The following is a 17,480-nucleotide window of genomic DNA, read 5'->3' on the forward strand; positions in this document are numbered from 1 at the left end:
TTCTTCACCAATACCAACACTGGCATCGTGCTGGTCATTCTGGGGCAAAGCCTGTTGGTGCTGGTTCCGCTTTTGGTGGCGCTGGCGTTTCTGATGTATGCCGACCGCAAGGTCTGGGCCGCGGTGCAGATGCGCCGGGGGCCGAATATCGTTGGTCCTTTCGGGTTGCTGCAATCATTTGCGGATTTTCTGAAATATATCGTCAAGGAAATCGTGGTCCCTGCGGGGGCGGATAAATTCGTCTTTTTCCTCGCACCGATGATCGCCTTTGTGCTGGCCGTCATCACCTGGGCGGTGATCCCGTTCAATGATGGCTGGGTGCTGGCCGATATCAACGTCGCGATCCTGTATATCTTCGCGATCTCCAGTCTGGAGGTTTACGGGGTGATCATGGGCGGCTGGGCATCGAACTCCAAATACCCGTTCCTCGGCTCGCTGCGGTCTGCGGCGCAGATGATTTCCTATGAGGTCTCCATCGGTCTGATCATCATCGGTGTGATCATCTCCACCGGGTCGATGAATCTGGGCGATATCGTCAATGCGCAGCGCGGCGATGCCGGTCTGCTGAACTGGTATGTGATCGCGCATTTCCCGATGCTGTTCTTGTTCTTCATCAGCGCATTGGCCGAAACCAACCGCCCGCCGTTCGATCTGCCAGAGGCGGAATCGGAACTGGTTGCCGGTTATCAGGTCGAATATTCATCCACGCCGTTCCTGTTGTTCATGATCGGCGAGTTGATGGCGGTCGTGCTGATGTGCGCGCTGGTATCGCTGCTGTTCCTGGGTGGCTGGCTGTCACCGATCCCGGGCTTGCCGGATGGTATTTTCTGGATGATCCTGAAAATGCTGCTGGTGTTCTTCATGTTCGCCATGGTCAAGGCGATCATCCCGCGCTACCGCTATGACCAGTTGATGCGGATTGGCTGGAAGGTCTTCCTGCCCCTGTCGTTGGCCTGGGTCGTGCTGGTGTCGTTTCTGGCAAAATACGAAGTGTTCGGCGGCTTTTGGGCCCGCTGGGCGATCGGAGGTTAAGTCATGACCAAGACCAATATGGATTACACCCGCGCGGCCAAATATTTCCTGCTGCAGGATTTCTGGGCCGGGTTCCGACTGGGGATGAAGTATTTCTTCGCCGCCAAAGCAACGCTGAACTATCCGCATGAAAAAGGCCCGCTCAGCCCGCGTTTCCGGGGCGAACATGCGCTGCGCCGCTATGCCAATGGCGAAGAACGCTGCATCGCCTGCAAATTATGCGAGGCTGTCTGCCCGGCGCAGGCCATCACGATTGATGCCGAACCGCGCGACGACGGATCGCGCCGCACCACGCGTTACGACATCGACATGACCAAATGCATCTATTGCGGGTTCTGTCAGGAAGCCTGCCCCGTCGATGCCATCGTCGAAGGGCCGAATTTCGAATTCAGCACTGAAACCCGCGAAGAACTGTATTACGACAAGGCGAAGCTGCTGGAAAACGGCGACCGCTGGGAAGCGCAGATCGCCCGCAACCTTGAACTGGATGCACCCTACAGATGAGCGATCAGAACCCCTTTGAACAGATGATGAAGATGAGCCAGGACTGGGCCAAGTCGATGAATTTCGACATGAACGCCTTTTCCCCCAAAGGGTTCGAGGCGCTTTGGCCCACAATGCCCAAGGACGCGATGGAGATGTTCTTTGGCAAAGGCATCAACCCCAATGGTCTGGACGCGAAAACGCGCCTGCTGCTGACGCTGGCGGGCCTGACCGTTCTGGGCGCACAGGCCGAGGCGCAGATCCGCCTGACCCTGCGCCATCTGGTCGAAGCGGGTGCCACAAAACAAGAGATCGCCGAAACCATTGCGCAGATGGGCATGTTCGCAGGCGTGCCTGCCATGACCAAGGCGATGGACCTGGCCAACGAAGTCCTTGAAAAGGATGACAACGCATGAGCGTGTTTGCCTTCACCTTTTATCTGTTCGCCATCACCACCGTTACCGGCGGTCTGTTCACCGTGATCAGCCGCAACCCGGTGCATTCGGTGCTGTGGCTGATCCTTTCGTTTTTGTCCTCGGCGGGCCTGTTCGTGACGCTGGGCGCGGAATTCGTCGCGATGCTGCTTATCATCGTCTATGTCGGCGCGGTCGCGGTTCTGTTCTTGTTCGTTGTCATGATGCTGGATGTCGATTTCGCCAAGCTGAAGGCGGAGATGACAAAATACCTGCCGCTGGCCCTGCTGATCGGTGTGGTGATCCTGATGCAGCTCGCGCTGGCTTTCGGTGTCTGGGGCTTTTCGGACGGGATCGAAACGCGGATTGCGGCACCGGCCGGGGATATCGACAATACCCGCGCGCTGGGGCTGATCCTGTTTGACGATTATATCCTGCTGTTCCAGCTGGCGGGTCTGATCCTGCTGGTGGCGATGATCGGGGCGATTGTGCTGACCCTGCGCCACCGCGTCGATATCAAGCGGCAGAACATCCTCAATCAGATGTACCGCGATCCGGCCAAGGCAATGGAACTGCGCGACGTAAAGCCGGGGCAGGGCCTGTGAAACTTTGCTGCTCCGGATCTGTCCGGGGTGGCGATAATGAAGAATATCGAAGCCAGTGCTTCGGAGGGACGAATGAATGATCGGACTTGAACATTATCTGGCGGTGGCCTCTGCGCTTTTCGTCATCGGCATCTTCGGGCTGTTTCTGAACCGCAAGAACATCATCATCCTGCTGATGAGCATCGAATTGATGCTGCTGGCGGTGAATATCAATCTGGTCGCCTTTTCTGCCTATCTGGGCGATCTGGTGGGGCAAGTGTTCACGCTGTTTGTGCTGACGGTTGCCGCGGCAGAGGCGGCAATCGGCCTTGCAATCCTTGTGTGTTTCTTCCGCAACCGCGGGACCATCGACGTTGAAGACGTCAACGTGATGAAGGGCTGACCCGATGGAAAGTATCATTCTTTTTGCCCCGCTGGTCGGTGCGATCATCTGCGGCTTTGGCTGGAAGATTATCGGCGAGGTGGCGGCTCAATGGACCGCGACCAGCCTGTTGTTTCTGGCGGCGATCCTGTCCTGGGTTGTTTTCCTGACATTCGATCCGGCGGCCCATGCCAATGGTGGCTATTCCATCACGATCCTGCGCTGGATCGAAAGCGGTACCTTCGCCACCGATTGGGGCATCCGGATGGACCGGCTGACCGCGATCATGCTGATCGTGATCACGACGGTGTCGGCCTTGGTGCATATGTATTCCTTCGGCTACATGGCGCATGACGAGAATTTCAAGGAACACGAAAGCTATCGCCCCCGGTTCTTTGCCTATCTGTCCTTCTTCACCTTCGCGATGCTGATGCTGGTGACCGCCGACAACCTTGTGCAGCTTTTCTTTGGCTGGGAAGGTGTGGGCGTCGCGTCCTATCTGCTGATCGGCTTTTATTATCGCAAACCCAGCGCCAATGCCGCCGCGATCAAGGCATTCGTGGTCAACCGGGTGGGTGATTTCGGCTTTCTTCTGGGGATTTTCGCGCTTTATCTGCTGACGGACAGCATCCGGTTCGACGATATCTTTGCCGCTGTGCCGACGATTGCCGAGACGACAATCACCTTCCTGTGGCGCGACTGGAATGCCGCGAACCTGATCGCCTTTTTGCTGTTTGTCGGCGCGATGGGCAAATCCGCGCAACTATTCCTGCACACATGGTTGCCCGACGCCATGGAAGGGCCGACACCCGTGTCCGCCCTGATCCACGCCGCGACGATGGTTACTGCTGGTGTGTTCCTTGTCTGCCGCATGTCGCCCTTGATGGAATATGCGCCAGAGGCGATGGGTTTCGTCGTCTTCATCGGGGCCACCACCGCATTCTTTGCCGCGACCGTGGGGCTGGTGCAGAATGACATCAAACGCGTCATCGCTTATTCTACCTGTTCGCAGTTGGGTTATATGTTCGTCGCCGCCGGTCTGGGCGTCTATTCCGTCGCCATGTTCCACCTGCTGACGCATGCGTTTTTCAAGGCAATGCTGTTCCTTGGCGCAGGGTCCGTCATTCACGCGATGCATCATGAGCAGGATATGCGGAATTACGGCGGCTTGCGCCACAAGATCCCGAAAACCTTCTGGATGATGATGATCGGAACGCTTGCGATTACCGGTGTTGGTATCCCGCTGCTTTACGTGGGCTTTCCCATCGGTTTTGCCGGTTTCGTGTCGAAGGATGCGATCATCGAAAGCGCCTATGCCGGTACCGCAGGCGGCTATGCCTTCTGGATGCTGGTGATCGCCGCCGCGATGACCAGTTTCTATAGCTGGCGTCTGATGTTCCTGACCTTCTACGGCACGCCGCGCGGCGACAAACACACGCATGACCACGCGCATGAAGCGCCGAAGTCCATGATGATCCCGCTTTATGTGCTGGCCATCGGGGCGATCTTCAGCGGTATGGTCTGGTATGGCAGTTTCTTTGGCACCAATGCCAAGGTCGGCGCATTCTTCGGCGTCCCTTACGCGGCAGAGGAAAGCGCTGACCCTGAGGCGTATCCACATTACAATCTGACCGGCATCCCCGGTGAGGGCGCGATCCACGCACGCGAAGGCAATCATGTGCTGAACGACGCGCATGCGGTGCCGACATGGGTGCGTCTGTCCCCGTTCATCGCCATGCTGGCGGGTCTGGCGCTGGCCTGGCAGATGTATATCCGGCGGCCCGAATTGCCGGGCATTCTGGCACGGCAGCAGGCACCGCTTTACGACTTCCTGCTTAATAAATGGTACTTTGACGAATTGTATAACTTCATCTTCGTCCGGCCGACGCTGGCCTTGGGGCGCATCCTGTGGAAACAGGGCGATACCAACACGATTGACGGCGGGATCAATGGCGTGGCCCTTGGGATCATTCCGTTCTTCACCCGGCTCGCGGGGCGGGCGCAATCGGGCTATGTGTTCACCTATGCCTTTGCCATGGTGCTGGGGATCGCGGTGCTGATCACCATTGTCACGCTGACCGGGGGGGCAAACTGATGGGCAATATCCTGACGCTGACGACCTTCCTGCCTTTGCTGGGGGCGGTCATTCTGGCCCTTGGCCTGCGCGGCGATGATGAAGCTGCACAGCGCAATGCCAAATGGGTCGCACTGGTGACAACGGCGGTGACATTCATCTGTTCGCTGTTCATCCTGACCAATTTCGATCCGGCCAATACGGATTTCCAACTGGTCGAAACCGCAGACTGGATTCTGGGCCTGCAATACAAGATGGGCGTGGATGGCATTTCGATCCTGTTCGTGATGCTGACCACGTTCCTGATGCCCTTGGTGATCGCGTCCTGCTGGAACGTGACGACGCGGGTCAAGGAATACATGATTGCCTTCCTGATCCTGGAAACCCTGATGCTGGGCGTGTTCCTCGCGCTTGATCTGGTGCTGTTCTACCTGTTCTTCGAGGCGGGTCTGATCCCGATGTTCCTGATCATCGGCATCTGGGGCGGCAAGGATCGGATTTACGCATCCTTCAAATTCTTCCTGTACACCTTCCTTGGGTCCGTCCTTATGCTGGTCGCGATGGTGGCGATGTTCACCGAAGCGGGGACCACCGATATCCCGACCCTGATGACGCATAGTTTTGGGACCGAGAATTTCAGCATTCTGGGCATCCAGATCGTCGGCGGGATGCAGACCTTGCTGTGGCTTGCGTTCTTTGCCAGCTTTGCGGTGAAAATGCCGATGTGGCCGGTCCATACATGGTTGCCTGACGCACACGTGCAGGCGCCAACCGCCGGGTCGGTCGTGCTGGCCGCGATCCTGCTGAAACTGGGTGGCTATGGTTTCCTGCGCTTCAGCCTGCCGATGTTCCCAGTGGGGTCCGAGGTGATGGGGCCGCTGGTGCTGTGGCTGTCGGCCATCGCGATTGTCTATACCTCGCTGGTCGCACTGGCGCAGTCGGATATGAAAAAGCTGATCGCCTATTCATCGGTCGCCCATATGGGTTTCGTGACGATGGGGATTTTCAGTGCCAATCAGCAAGGTGTCGATGGTGCGATCTTCCAGATGATCAGCCACGGGTTCATTTCCGGCGCCTTGTTCCTTTGCGTCGGCGTGATCTATGACCGGATGCACACGCGAGAGATTGACGCCTATGGCGGTCTGGTCAACCGGATGCCCGCCTACGCGCTGATCTTCCTGTTCTTCACCATGGCCAATGTCGGCCTGCCCGGCACATCGGGCTTTGTCGGGGAATTCCTGACGCTGGTGGGCGTATTTCAGGTGAACACATGGGTGGCGCTGTTCGCGACATCGGGTGTGATCCTGTCGGCGGCTTATGCGCTATGGCTGTACCGCCGCGTTGTGCTGGGCGATCTGATCAAGGAAAGCCTGCGATCGATCACCGACATGACCCGGCGTGAACGGTTGATCTTTGCGCCTTTGGTGGTGATGACATTGCTGCTGGGTGTCTATCCGGCGCTGATCCTCGATATGATCGGGCCAAGCGTTGCGGCGCTGGTCGATAATTATGATACGGCTTTGGCGGCCTTCCATTCCGCCAGCCAATTCGCTGCGAATTAAGGAAGCTGACGATGATTGGCGCTGATATCCAGATCCTGTTGCCCGAGATCGTGCTGGCGGTTTACGCCATGCTCGCCCTGTTGGGGGCGGTATACACCAGCAAGGACGGGGCTGCATCACTGCTGACCTGGATGACGGCAGGCGTGTTCGTGCTGCTGGCGCTGGCCATCGGGGTGAACGGGCAGGGCTATAACCTTGCCTTCAACGGCATGTTCGTCGATGACGGTTTTGCGCGCTTTGCCAAGGTCACGATCCTGCTGTCCGCCGCTGTCGTCCTGCTGATGAGCGAAGGCTATATGCAGCGTCGTGGCTTGCTGCGGTTCGAATATCCGGTGCTGATCGCATTGGCCGTGGTCGGCATGATGGTCATGGTCAGTGCAGGCGATCTGATGGTGCTGTACATGGGGCTGGAACTGCAATCGCTGGCGCTTTATGTCGTGGCTTCTTTGCGCCGCGACAACGCGAAATCGACCGAAGCCGGGTTGAAGTATTTTGTTCTTGGCGCGTTGTCATCAGGTTTGCTGCTCTATGGGGCATCGCTGACCTATGGCTTTGCAGGCACGACATTGTTCACCGGCATCATCGCCGCCGCAGAAGGTGGCGCATCGCTTGGCCTGCTGTTCGGTCTGGTCTTCCTGATCGCGGGCTTTGCGTTCAAAGTGTCCGCCGTGCCGTTCCATATGTGGACGCCTGATGTCTATGAAGGGTCGCCAACCCCCGTCACCGCCTTTTTCGCGACAGCGCCAAAGGTGGCGGCCATCGCGCTGTTCGCCCGCGTGGTGCATGACGCCTTTGGCGGGATCGTCGGTGAATGGCAGCAGATCGTGGCCTTTCTTGCCGTCGCGTCGATGTTCCTTGGCGCGGTTGCCGCCATCGGGCAGACCAATATCAAACGGCTGATGGCTTATTCGTCCATATCCCATATGGGGTTCGCGATGATGGGTCTGGCGGCCGGTACCGTCGCCGGGGTGCAGGCGATGCTGGTCTATATGGTGATTTATGTCACCATGAATATCGGCACTTTCGCCCTGATCCTGACGATGGAAAAGGACGGACGGCCCGTGGTCGATATCGCCGCGCTGAAATCCTATTCCAAACGTCAGCCGCTTCTGGCGCTGGTGATGCTGGTGATGATGTTCAGCCTGGCCGGTGTGCCGCCAATGCTGGGCTTTTTCGGCAAATATGCCGTGCTGCTGGCCGCCTATCAGGGCGGGCTGGCATGGCTGGCCGTTGCGGGTGTGATTGCCTCGGTGATCAGCGCGTTCTATTACCTGCGCATCGTCTATTACATGTATTTCGGCGAAGACACGCAGGCGCTGGATGGCCGCACGCCGCCGGTTCTGTGGGTGACAGCCGTGGTGTCGGCCGCGATTATTGGTTTGGCGTGGATACCCGGTGTCAACCTCTTCGGGCTGGACCCGATGGCGGCGGCTGCGGCGGCGACGCTTGTCAACTGACCGTACAGGACATGGGCACTGGCCGGAGGGCTATGGCCGTATCGTGCTGGACGAGGTCGACAGCACAATGGCAGAGGCTGCGCGCCGTGCGCCTGACATCGGCCAGCCGACATGGATCATGGCGCATGCCCAGACCGCTGCGCGGGGCAGGCGCGGCAAGGTCTGGCACACGCCTGCTGGCAATCTGAACGCGACACTGATCTTCAAACCCGACGCCACAGCGGCAGAGGCGGCGCGGCGGTCCTTTCTTGCCGCCAATGCGCTGTTCGCGGCACTGGCGATCTATGTCCCGGCAGAAAAGCTGGCCCTGAAATGGCCAAATGACGTGCTGCTGTCAGGTGGCAAGGTCGCGGGCATCCTGTTGGAAAGCAGCGGGCAGGGCCCCTATATCGACTGGTTGTCCATCGGGATCGGCGTGAACCTGCGCCATGTGCCGCAGAATGTGCCCGATGCATCCTTTGCCCCCACCAGCCTGATGGCGGCTGGCGGCTGGGAGGTGGAACCGGGTGATTTCCTTGCCACGCTCGCCGATGCCTATGCCACGCAAGAAGCCAAGCTGAAAGAGTTGGGCTTTGCCCGGATCCGGCAAGACTGGTTGCGCCATGCCGCGCGTCTGGGCGAGATGATCACCGCCCGCACCATGCGTGAAGAGATCAGCGGCGTTTTCGACAGCATTGATGAAGACGGCAATCTGGTGCTGATCACCGGCACCGGCCCGCGCGCGATATCTGCCGCGGATGTGTTTTTCTGAACGGGGGAGGATGGCACATGCTTCTGGCCATTGATTGCGGCAATACCAATACGGTGTTTTCGATCTGGGACGGGACAGATTTCATCGGCACATGGCGCACCAGCACCGAATGGCAGCGCACGGCGGATCAATATTACGTCTGGCTCAGCACGCTGATGCGATTGCAGCATCTGGATGTGGTGATTGACGAGATGATCATCAGCTCGACCGTGCCGCGTGTCGTGTTCAATCTGCGGGTGCTGGCGGACAGGTATTATAACTGTCGCCCGCTGGTCGTGGGCAAGCCCGATTGCGCGCTGCCGGTGCCGCCGCGTGTCGATATCGGCACGCAGGTAGGGCCGGACCGGCTGGTCAATACCGCAGGGGCATTCGACCGGCATGGCGGCAATCTGATCGTGGTGGATTTCGGCACGGCGACGACCTTTGACGTGGTCGAAAGCGATGGCGCCTATGTCGGGGGGGTGATCGCACCGGGTGTCAACCTCAGCCTTGAGGCGCTGCACAGTGCCGCCGCCGCCCTGCCGCATGTCGATATCACCAAGCCGCAATCCGTGGTCGGATCGAACACCGTGGCCTGCATGCAATCGGGCATCTTTTGGGGTTACATCGGTTTGGTCCGTGAGATATGCGCAAGAATTAAAGCTGAACGCGGCAGTGACATGCCAGTGATCGCAACCGGGGGCCTCGCGGCCTTGTTTCAACAGACCGAAACCCTGTTCGACGCGTTTGAAGATGATTTGACGATGCACGGGCTGACCGTGATTCACCGATACAACAAGGACAATTTATGAGCAGCGCGAAGGCTAACAGCCGATTGATTTATCTTCCCCTGGGGGGTGCCGGCGAGATCGGCATGAACTGCTATGTTTACGGCTATGGTCCGGCGGGCAATGAACGGCTGATCGTGGTCGATCTGGGCATCGCCTTTCCCGACATGGATACGACACCCGGCGTGGATATCATCCTGCCCGATATCAGCTGGCTGAAGGCGCGGCGCAACCAGATCGACGGGATCTTCATCACCCACGCGCACGAAGACCATGTCGGCGCCGTCGGCCACTACTGGCATCAGTTGGGCGCACCGGTCTATGCCCGCCCCTTCACCGCCAATATCGCCCGGCGCAAGCTGGAAGAACACGGCGCATCGCCCAAGACCGTTAATGTCGTGGACCCTTACCCGCATGTCATCACCTGTGGCCCGTTCAAAGTGTCCTATCTGCCGATCAGCCATTCGATCCCTGAAAGTGCCGGTCTGCTGATAGACACGCCCGAGGGCCGGTTGATCCACACCGGGGATTTCAAGATCGACGAAAATCCTGTTGTGGGTGATCCGTGGAACGAGGCGATGTGGCAGGAAGTGTCCAAGCCCGGCGTCAAAGCATTGATCTGCGACAGCACGAATGTGTTTTCCCAGCATGCGGGCCGGTCAGAAAGCACGCTGACCCCCGCGATCACCGAAATGATGCGTGGGGCCACCGGCATGGTCGTGGCGACGACCTTTGCCTCGAACGTGGCCCGGTTGCAGACGCTGGCGACAGCGGCACGTGACGCGGGCCGGTCCGTCGTGCTGCTCGGCCGTGCGATGCGCGCCATGGTCGAGGCGGCCAAGAACGAAGGGCTGCTGGAAGATTTTCCAACGGTGGTGTCTGTCGAAGATGCGCTGTCGATGCCGCGCCAGAACCTGATGCTGCTGGTCACAGGATCGCAGGGCGAACGCCGTGCCGCCTCCGCGCAACTGGCGCAGGGGTCTTATCTGGGGATGAAGCTGAAGGAAGGCGATACCTTCCTGTTTTCATCCAAGATCATCCCCGGCAATGAACGCGGCGTGATCAAGATCATGAACCAGCTATCCGAACTCGGTGTCGATATCGTTGATGACGAGGGCGGCAAGTATCACGTCTCGGGCCACGCCAACCGCCCGGATCTGGTGCGGATGCATGAGATCGTGAAGGCGCAGATCCTGATCCCGATGCATGGCGAACACCGCCACCTGCGCGCCCATGCCAAACTGGCCGAGGCGAACGGCATGACCGGTATCGTCGCAGTGAACGGCATGATGGTGGATCTGTCGGGCAACCGCCCCAAGGTCGCCGAATATATCGAAACCGGCCGGACTTATCTGGACGGCTCGGTGCAGATCGGCGCGCTGGATGGTGTGGTGCGTGACCGTATCCGCATGGCGCTGAACGGGCAGATGATCGTAACCGTGATCATCGACGAAAACGACGAAGTTCTGGGCGACCCATGGGTCGAAATTTCGGGCCTGCCTGAGATTGGCCGCAACAACGCACCTTTGGTCGATGTGGTGGAACAGGATCTGGGTCAGTTCCTGGGCCGCGCGCATCGTAAGACATTGGCCGATGATGAAAAGCTGGATAAAGAGCTGAAGATGATCGCGCGCAGATCGGCGCAGGGTGAGATCGGCAAAAAGCCCGAAGTCATCGTGATCATCAGCCGTCTGGCCTAGGGGTCCGTGTGGGTCGGGGGTAGACCCCGACCTGCGCCTTCAATCCTGCCGGTCATTTTGGCCAGCCACCAGCGGGTGCCGACCAGCAGGAAACGCCAGTCCCTCAGAAACTCTGGCGGCTTGCCTTCGATGGCGTGGCCGACGAATTGCAGGACCCAGCCGATCACGAACAGTCCTGCGGCCACCACCCAAAGCCCCGAGATGAATATGCTGGCCACAGCCAGCGGAATCGACACCACGATCATCGGAATCCCGATAGTATGGGTCAATTGATTGATCCGGTTCTGGTGGCTTTCCTGATATCTTGCGATCCAGTGATCCCAGCTTTTGCCCTTTAACATTATCGATCCTCCCTTTGATCAAGGGTGGATCGACAGCGCGCTATCTGTCAAGTTTAACGCTGGGTCCGCTGCGGTGCAGGGGCAGGGCGGTCGGGGTTGGACCCCGACATGCAATCACCCTTTGGCGCGTTCTTCAAAGCTTTTCGCGATGAAACTGGGCGTGTCGTCGCCCATGCCCACAATCCGCGACCCGTTGTCACGACGATCGTTGTCACGGCGGTCATTGTTGCGGCTGTGCTGGTGCTGGCGCGGTTGTTCTTCGCGCGGCTTTTGCGGTTCGCGCTGTGGGCGTGGTGCGCGCTCCTGCGGTTGTTCGGCAGGTTTCTCCACCACGGTTTCCACCAGCGCATCGGCGACTTCTGCTGCGGCTGCAGGGGCCTCTTTCGCCGGATTGCGGCGGCTGCGGCTGCGTGTGCGCTTGGGCGCGTCTTCGGTCGTGGCCGGTTCATCGGCGACAGGCGCGGTCACGCCCAGCGGATTTTCCAGCCGCGGAATCGGGTTCTGCACCAGCCGTTCCACGCCTTCGAGGTTCTTTTCATCGCGGCCCGCGCAAATCATGATCGCGACACCTGAACGCCCGGCACGGCCCGTGCGACCGATGCGGTGGACGTAATCTTCGGCATGGCTGGGCACGTCGAAATTGAACACATGGGTCACGGCGGGGATATCAAGGCCACGCGCGGCGACATCAGAGGCCACAAGGAACCGCAACTTGTTATCGCGGAAGGATTCCAGCGTACGTGTGCGGTGGCTTTGTTCCAGATCGCCGTGGATCGGGGCGGCGTCATAGCCGTATTTGTTCAGGGATTTCGCGACGACATCGACATCCGCCTTGCGGTTGCAAAAGATGATTGCGTTGGAACAGGCGTCACCTTCGGCATTGATCAGCGCGCGTAAAAGGGCGCGTTTTTCAGCGGCTTCCTTGGTCTTGGTGCTGGCCTTGAACATCACCACGCCTTGTTTGATGTTCACATTGGTCGTGGCGGCGCGGGCGACTTCGACCTTGGCGGGGTTCGACAGGAATGTATTGGTGATACGTTCGATTTCAGGCGCCATCGTCGCGCTGAAAAACAGCGTCTGGCGGGTGAATGGTGTGCGTTTGAAGATTTCCTCGATATCGGGGATGAACCCCATATCCAGCATCCGGTCCGCCTCATCCACCACCATGATCTTGACGTCTGTCAGGATCAGCTTGCCGCGTTCCAGATGGTCCAGCAACCGACCGGGCGTCGCGATCAGCACATCGACGCCCTTGTCGATCAGCTTGTCCTGATCCTTGAATGACGTGCCGCCGATCAGCAGGGCCTTGGTCAGCTTGGTATATTTGGCATAGGCATCGAAATTTTCGGCAACCTGTGCGGCCAATTCCCGCGTCGGGGCCAGCACGAGGCTGCGCGGCATCCGCGCGCGCGCCCGGCCACGGCCCAGCAGCGTAATCATCGGCAGCGTAAAAGCAGCAGTCTTGCCAGTGCCGGTCTGAGCGATGCCCAGAACATCGCGGCCTTCAAGGGCGGGCGGGATCGCGCCATCCTGAATAGGGGTCGGGGTATCGTAGCCGGTTTCGGCGACAGCCTTAAGAACCTTGGCGTCAAGGTTCATATCAGAGAATTTGGTCATATGCGTCCTGTGTTTGCGGATCGGTCCGCAAGATGTGAAAGGACGCAATGTTCCGGCGTCCCGGCGTCGTGGCCTCAAAAGGCGCTGAATAGCGGGTAACGGAAATGTGCCGGATCGTCAAGGTGCGGGTCTTTTTACCCGCAGACCCGGGACATTGGCGGGAAAAGGTCTGCGTCTTCCTCGTCCCTGTCACACCATCATTTCCTTCGTCGCGGTCAGCGTGATCCCCGGATAGTCGCGGCCCACGCGGTCGATGTCCCATTGCAGGCGGGTCAGGAACACCGTGTCGCCGTCGTTATCCGTGGCGATATGTTGTTTGTTCGCGGACACAAAGGCGTCGACCGCGGCCTTGTCCCCCGCCACCCAGCGGGCAGAGGTGAATTGCGACCCTTCAAAGCGCACCGGCAGGCCGTATTCCAGCTCGATCCGGCTGGCCAGCACCTCGAATTGCAGGGCGCCGACGACGCCGACGATGAAGCCCGAGCCGAAACTGGGTTTGAACACCTTTGCCGCCCCTTCTTCGGCGAATTGCATCAGGGCTTTTTCCAGATGCTTGGCCTTCATCGGATCGCCCGCGCGGCAGGATTGCAGCAATTCCGGCGCAAAGGACGGGATGCCCGTGACGCGGATCGCTTCGCCCTCGGTCAATGTGTCGCCGATACGCAATTGCCCGTGGTTGGGGATGCCGATGATATCACCGGCCCAGGCTTCCTCCGCCAGTTCACGGTCGGCGGCAAGGAACAGGACAGGATTGGAAATCGCCATCTGTTTCTTGCTGCGCACATGGGTCAGTTTCATGCCGCGTTCAAAATGCCCCGACGCAAGCCGGACAAAGGCCACACGGTCGCGATGCTTGGGGTCCATATTGGCCTGCACCTTGAACACAAAACCCGTCACGGCGGTTTCTTCGGGGGCGACATTGCGCGGCTGCGCCGATTGGATCTGCGGCTCTGGCCCATAGGTGGCCAGACCGTCCATCAATTCCTTGACCCCGAAAGAATTCATCGCCGAACCAAACCAGATCGGGGTCATCGACCCGTTCAGCACGGATTCAGGGTCCAATGCGGGCAGCAGAGCCTTGGCCATCTCGATCTCTTCGCGGAATTTTTCCAGCAGATCGGCAGGGACATGTTCCGCCAGCTTCGGATCATCCAGTCCGCTGATACTGATGCTGTCGGCGACCTTGTTGCGGTCGGCGCGGTCCATCAGTTCCAGCCGGTCGCGCAGGATATCATAGCAGCCAATGAACTCGCGGCCCACGCCGATGGGCCATGACGCGGGGGTCACGTCAATCGCCAGGTTTTCCTGAATTTCGTCAATGATATCGAAAGTATCGCGGCTTTCGCGGTCCATTTTGTTGCAAAATGTCAGGATCGGCAGATCGCGCAACCGGCACACTTCGAACAATTTGCGGGTCTGGCTTTCCACGCCTTTGGCCCCGTCGATCACCATCACGGCGGCATCGACGGCGGTCAGCGTGCGATAGGTGTCCTCGGAAAAATCCGAGTGGCCGGGGGTATCGACAAGGTTAAAGCGGTATTTACCAAAATCGAACGACATGGCCGAGGCGGACACGGAAATCCCGCGGTCCTTTTCCATCTGCATGAAATCCGACCTTGTGCGCCGCGCCTCGCCCTTGGCGCGGACTTGTCCGGCCATCTGGATCGCACCGCCATAAAGCAGGAATTTTTCGGTTAGCGTCGTCTTGCCCGCATCCGGGTGCGAGATGATCGCAAAGGTGCGACGGCGGGCAATTTCAGCGGGGAGTTGCGGGCGATTTGTCATGATCACAGGCTTTATTGGGTTCGCTGCAAAAGGGCAATGAGCGCGGCGCCGTTAACGCAAGATTTGCGATTGCCGGTTATCACGGGGGCGAAAGGCGGCGGTTATGATCCGGGTAATATGGGTGATGTTCTACGCATTTGTGGCGGCTTGCGGGGGCGGCGGCGGTGGTGCGAATTATGGCGGCGACCCCGTCATCCCGCCACCGCCGCCGCCCGATCTGCGGCTGGCGCGGCTGGATGAATATAGGGAGCAGAAAATCCGCGTGCTGGGCGATGCGGTGTCTGGCGTGACGGGCATGGCCGTGATGACGGCGGACCTGCCTACGCAAGGGGCGGCGGCATTTTCCGGTTTCGCCACCTTGCGGGTGGAAGGCGCGCAGCCCCTGATCTTGTCGGGCGACGCGCGGCTGGACGTCGATTTCGGCGCAGGGCAGGTCAGCGGCGGGATGGACAGGTTTTTCGGCACCGGGCCGGGCGGCGGCGTGGCCGATTATGACGGCACGATCAGCATCACCGGGGGACAGGTGCAGCATGACCTGCGCCTGCATTACGCAGGCGCGCTGACCGGGGCAGGCCAGCAACTGGCGCTGTCAGGGGATCTGGAGGGGAGATTTCTGGCTGATCCGCTGCGCGCTGTCACCGCGGCGGATCTGGCGGCGCGCGTGGTGCAAAACGGCCAGATTCGGGATGGCACGCTGGTGATCGTGGTGGAAACCGAAGGGGTCGTGACGCCACAGCCACCCTAGCCCACGCTGTTGCCGGTCCGCATCGCGGGGCAACAAAATGCAGGCGTTGCCAACCTGCGTTAACCGTCTGTTAACTGATCTGTCCGACAAGGGGGAATGATCCGGATATTCACCCTTCTTTGCTGTCTTGCCGCCTGCTCTGGCGGTGGGGGTCAGGTGTCGGGACCGCCTGTGCCCTCTGAAACCGGGTTTGTGGCTTTGCAGGACAGCGTGGCGCAGATGGGAGTCAGCTATATGGCGGCGTTGCCCACAACCGGCGTTGCCGATTATCGCGGCATGGCGCGGCTGGCCTTGCCGCTGGGTTCCGCGCCTGCGCTTTACCATGGCGATCTGCGGCTGAGCGTTGATTTTGGCGGCGGGGCCGCGCCGATGACCGGCACTATCGGCGGGCTGCAAGGGCCGGGCGCTGCCGTGTATGGCGCGTTGCAAATCAGCGGGGGCAGGATCTATCCTGATGCCCATGCAGCGCGCGACTATCAGTTCGGCGCGGATCTGACCGGGAATCTGACCCAAGCCGGGCAAACCCATGCGCTGAGCGCGGAAATTTCGGGCGATTTTCATGGGCCCGGTGGCACTGCGGTCAGCGGGGTGATCCATCGTGGCAAGATCGGGCAGGCCGACGCGGTTGACATGTTTCACGGCGCTTTTGCGGCAAGGCAGGTCGCGTCAGGCGGTTGAGGCACGGCGCAGCAATGCCGCCGCATCCTGCCTGTCGATCAGGCTGGCCGCGACGTTGTAATCCAGATGCGGGCGGTGCCGGTGCGGGGCCATGGTGGCATCCGGCGGCAGGGCGGGCCGGGTGCGGGCATCCACCAGATGCGATTCCGCCGCGATCCCTTCGGCATAGATGATCTGGTGATCGTCGAAGATCAGCTGGAAATAATCGATGAAACCACCCTCGCGCCGCAGGATGCTGACGCCGTCCACCAATTGACGGGCCTTGACCAGCACCTCTGCCCGGCCCGCGCCCAGCAGATCATCGCGCTGATAAACGAAAATCCTGTGATCGGGACGCAGCACCAGATCATCGTCATTCTGCAGCGCGCCTTTGGTGATCACCACGGGCATCGCATTGCCGCTCGCGCGCAATGTCGTCTGCACGATGTGACGCAGGGGCTGCTTGCCCGCGTCGCGGGTCAGCACCAGATCGCCTTGCTGCAGATCCTCGACCGGGTGCATCCGCCCGTCACCCATCGTGATCCGGGTGCCACGGGCAAAGGACCCGGCCTCGGCATCGGCAAAGCGGCGGGTGGCGGTCTGACGGGTCATCGCGATCAGACGGTAACGCCGCTCTGCGACAATATCACCCAGCGCCATCAGATAGATCGCAATCACCTCGCCGCCGCTTTCCTCGACCAGCACAAGCGCTTCGGCGGTCTGGCCATCGGGGGCAATCAATGTCAGGCAGCAATCCAGATGCACCGCGTTGGACGCGCCGGTTGCGCGCTGCAACCCGGTATCGGTGCTGCGCAGGGCCAGCCGCAGGGGCTGCGCCTTGGGCAACAGGGCAAAGACATCATCCATCACCAGTTCATCGGCAAAGCCCAGCGGATCGCCGGTCTGTACCCCGTCTACGACGCGGAAATCCGCCCCTTGCCAGACGTCAATCGTGATCTGTGTCTCACCCATGGGGCGAGTTTACACCGCCGCCTGCGCCTGCGTAAGGGGCAAAGATGGAGTAGGTGGGCGGATCCGCTTAGGTCATCATACCATCCATCTACTTTGAAAACTCGGAGGAAGGACCATGAGCTATTATGTCGGGATCGACGCGTCCCTTGAAACCGTCA

General features: G+C 59.8%; 17 protein-coding genes. 13 read left to right on the top strand and 4 right to left on the bottom strand.

Annotation, left to right across the window (positions count from 1 at the left end):
* From nuoH to ACK4TM_RS12890, 11 genes are all read left to right on the top strand, one after another.
* Positions 1–1,032: NADH-quinone oxidoreductase subunit NuoH (gene nuoH / locus ACK4TM_RS12840; RefSeq protein WP_409701917.1), on the top strand; the 1,032-nt coding region annotated here is incomplete at its 5' end.
* Between the two features lie 3 nt (positions 1,033–1,035).
* A complete protein-coding gene (gene nuoI / locus ACK4TM_RS12845) occupies positions 1,036–1,536 on the top strand; it encodes an NADH-quinone oxidoreductase subunit NuoI (protein WP_409701918.1) in 501 nt (166 codons plus the stop codon).
* Positions 1,533–1,931 (top strand): carboxymuconolactone decarboxylase family protein, encoded by a 399-nt coding sequence (locus ACK4TM_RS12850; protein ID WP_409701919.1) that lies wholly within the window; start codon positions 1,533–1,535, stop codon positions 1,929–1,931. Before nuoI ends, ACK4TM_RS12850 begins: the two co-directional genes overlap by 4 nt.
* Entirely contained in the window at positions 1,928–2,533 is a 606-nt protein-coding gene (locus ACK4TM_RS12855; protein ID WP_409701920.1) for an NADH-quinone oxidoreductase subunit J, read from the top strand. The genes ACK4TM_RS12850 and ACK4TM_RS12855 overlap by 4 nt, the downstream gene beginning before the upstream one ends.
* 76 nt (positions 2,534–2,609) lie before the next feature.
* Complete coding sequence (gene nuoK, locus ACK4TM_RS12860; RefSeq protein ID WP_322892714.1) at positions 2,610–2,915, top strand: NADH-quinone oxidoreductase subunit NuoK; 306 nt, start codon at positions 2,610–2,612, stop codon at positions 2,913–2,915.
* Between the two features lie 4 nt (positions 2,916–2,919).
* On the top strand, positions 2,920–4,989 hold the full coding sequence (gene nuoL / locus ACK4TM_RS12865; RefSeq protein ID WP_409701921.1) for an NADH-quinone oxidoreductase subunit L: 2,070 nt from the start codon (positions 2,920–2,922) through the stop codon (positions 4,987–4,989).
* Complete coding sequence (locus ACK4TM_RS12870; protein ID WP_409701922.1) at positions 4,989–6,530, top strand: NADH-quinone oxidoreductase subunit M; 1,542 nt, start codon at positions 4,989–4,991, stop codon at positions 6,528–6,530. Before nuoL ends, ACK4TM_RS12870 begins: the two co-directional genes overlap by 1 nt.
* Before the next feature lie 11 nt (positions 6,531–6,541).
* Positions 6,542–7,987, top strand: coding sequence for an NADH-quinone oxidoreductase subunit NuoN (nuoN, locus tag ACK4TM_RS12875; protein ID WP_409701923.1), 1,446 nt, complete (start codon positions 6,542–6,544; stop codon positions 7,985–7,987).
* Entirely contained in the window at positions 7,977–8,738 is a 762-nt protein-coding gene (locus tag ACK4TM_RS12880; protein WP_409701924.1) for a biotin--[acetyl-CoA-carboxylase] ligase, read from the top strand. Before nuoN ends, ACK4TM_RS12880 begins: the two co-directional genes overlap by 11 nt.
* 17 nt (positions 8,739–8,755) lie before the next feature.
* Positions 8,756–9,529, top strand: a complete 774-nt coding sequence (locus ACK4TM_RS12885; protein ID WP_409701925.1) for a type III pantothenate kinase — start codon at positions 8,756–8,758, stop codon at positions 9,527–9,529.
* Positions 9,526–11,205 (top strand): ribonuclease J, encoded by a 1,680-nt coding sequence (locus ACK4TM_RS12890; RefSeq protein WP_409701926.1) that lies wholly within the window; start codon positions 9,526–9,528, stop codon positions 11,203–11,205. Before ACK4TM_RS12885 ends, ACK4TM_RS12890 begins: the two co-directional genes overlap by 4 nt.
* On the opposite strand, the gene ACK4TM_RS12895 is transcribed toward ACK4TM_RS12890, so the two are convergent.
* From ACK4TM_RS12895 to ACK4TM_RS12905, 3 genes are all read right to left on the bottom strand, one after another.
* Positions 11,202–11,546, bottom strand: coding sequence for an Mpo1-like protein (locus tag ACK4TM_RS12895; RefSeq protein WP_409701927.1), 345 nt, complete (start codon positions 11,544–11,546; stop codon positions 11,202–11,204). The genes ACK4TM_RS12890 and ACK4TM_RS12895 overlap by 4 nt on opposite strands.
* A gap of 114 nt (positions 11,547–11,660) precedes the next feature.
* Positions 11,661–13,163 (bottom strand): DEAD/DEAH box helicase, encoded by a 1,503-nt coding sequence (locus ACK4TM_RS12900; protein ID WP_409701928.1) that lies wholly within the window; start codon positions 13,161–13,163, stop codon positions 11,661–11,663.
* 189 nt (positions 13,164–13,352) lie between these two features.
* A complete protein-coding gene (locus tag ACK4TM_RS12905; protein ID WP_409701929.1) occupies positions 13,353–14,948 on the bottom strand; it encodes a peptide chain release factor 3 in 1,596 nt (531 codons plus the stop codon).
* A 103-nt stretch (positions 14,949–15,051) separates the two neighbouring features.
* Here ACK4TM_RS12905 and ACK4TM_RS12910 point away from each other — a divergent pair, with 103 nt between their 5' ends.
* Entirely contained in the window at positions 15,052–15,693 is a 642-nt protein-coding gene (locus ACK4TM_RS12910; RefSeq protein WP_409701930.1) for a hypothetical protein, read from the top strand.
* A gap of 96 nt (positions 15,694–15,789) precedes the next feature.
* The gene (locus ACK4TM_RS12915) at positions 15,790–16,371 is read left to right on the top strand and encodes a hypothetical protein (RefSeq protein ID WP_409701931.1); all 582 of its coding nucleotides are present in this window, start codon (positions 15,790–15,792) and stop codon (positions 16,369–16,371) included.
* Here the strand turns inward: ACK4TM_RS12915 and ACK4TM_RS12920 are convergent.
* The gene (locus ACK4TM_RS12920; protein ID WP_409701932.1) at positions 16,360–17,322 is read right to left on the bottom strand and encodes a Hint domain-containing protein; all 963 of its coding nucleotides are present in this window, start codon (positions 17,320–17,322) and stop codon (positions 16,360–16,362) included. The two genes, ACK4TM_RS12915 and ACK4TM_RS12920, sit on opposite strands and share 12 nt — an antisense overlap.
* Between the last annotated feature and the right edge of the window lie 158 nt (positions 17,323–17,480).

It is taken from the genome of Yoonia sp., from assembly GCF_046292185.1.
Taxonomy (GTDB): Bacteria; Pseudomonadota; Alphaproteobacteria; order Rhodobacterales; family Rhodobacteraceae; genus Yoonia.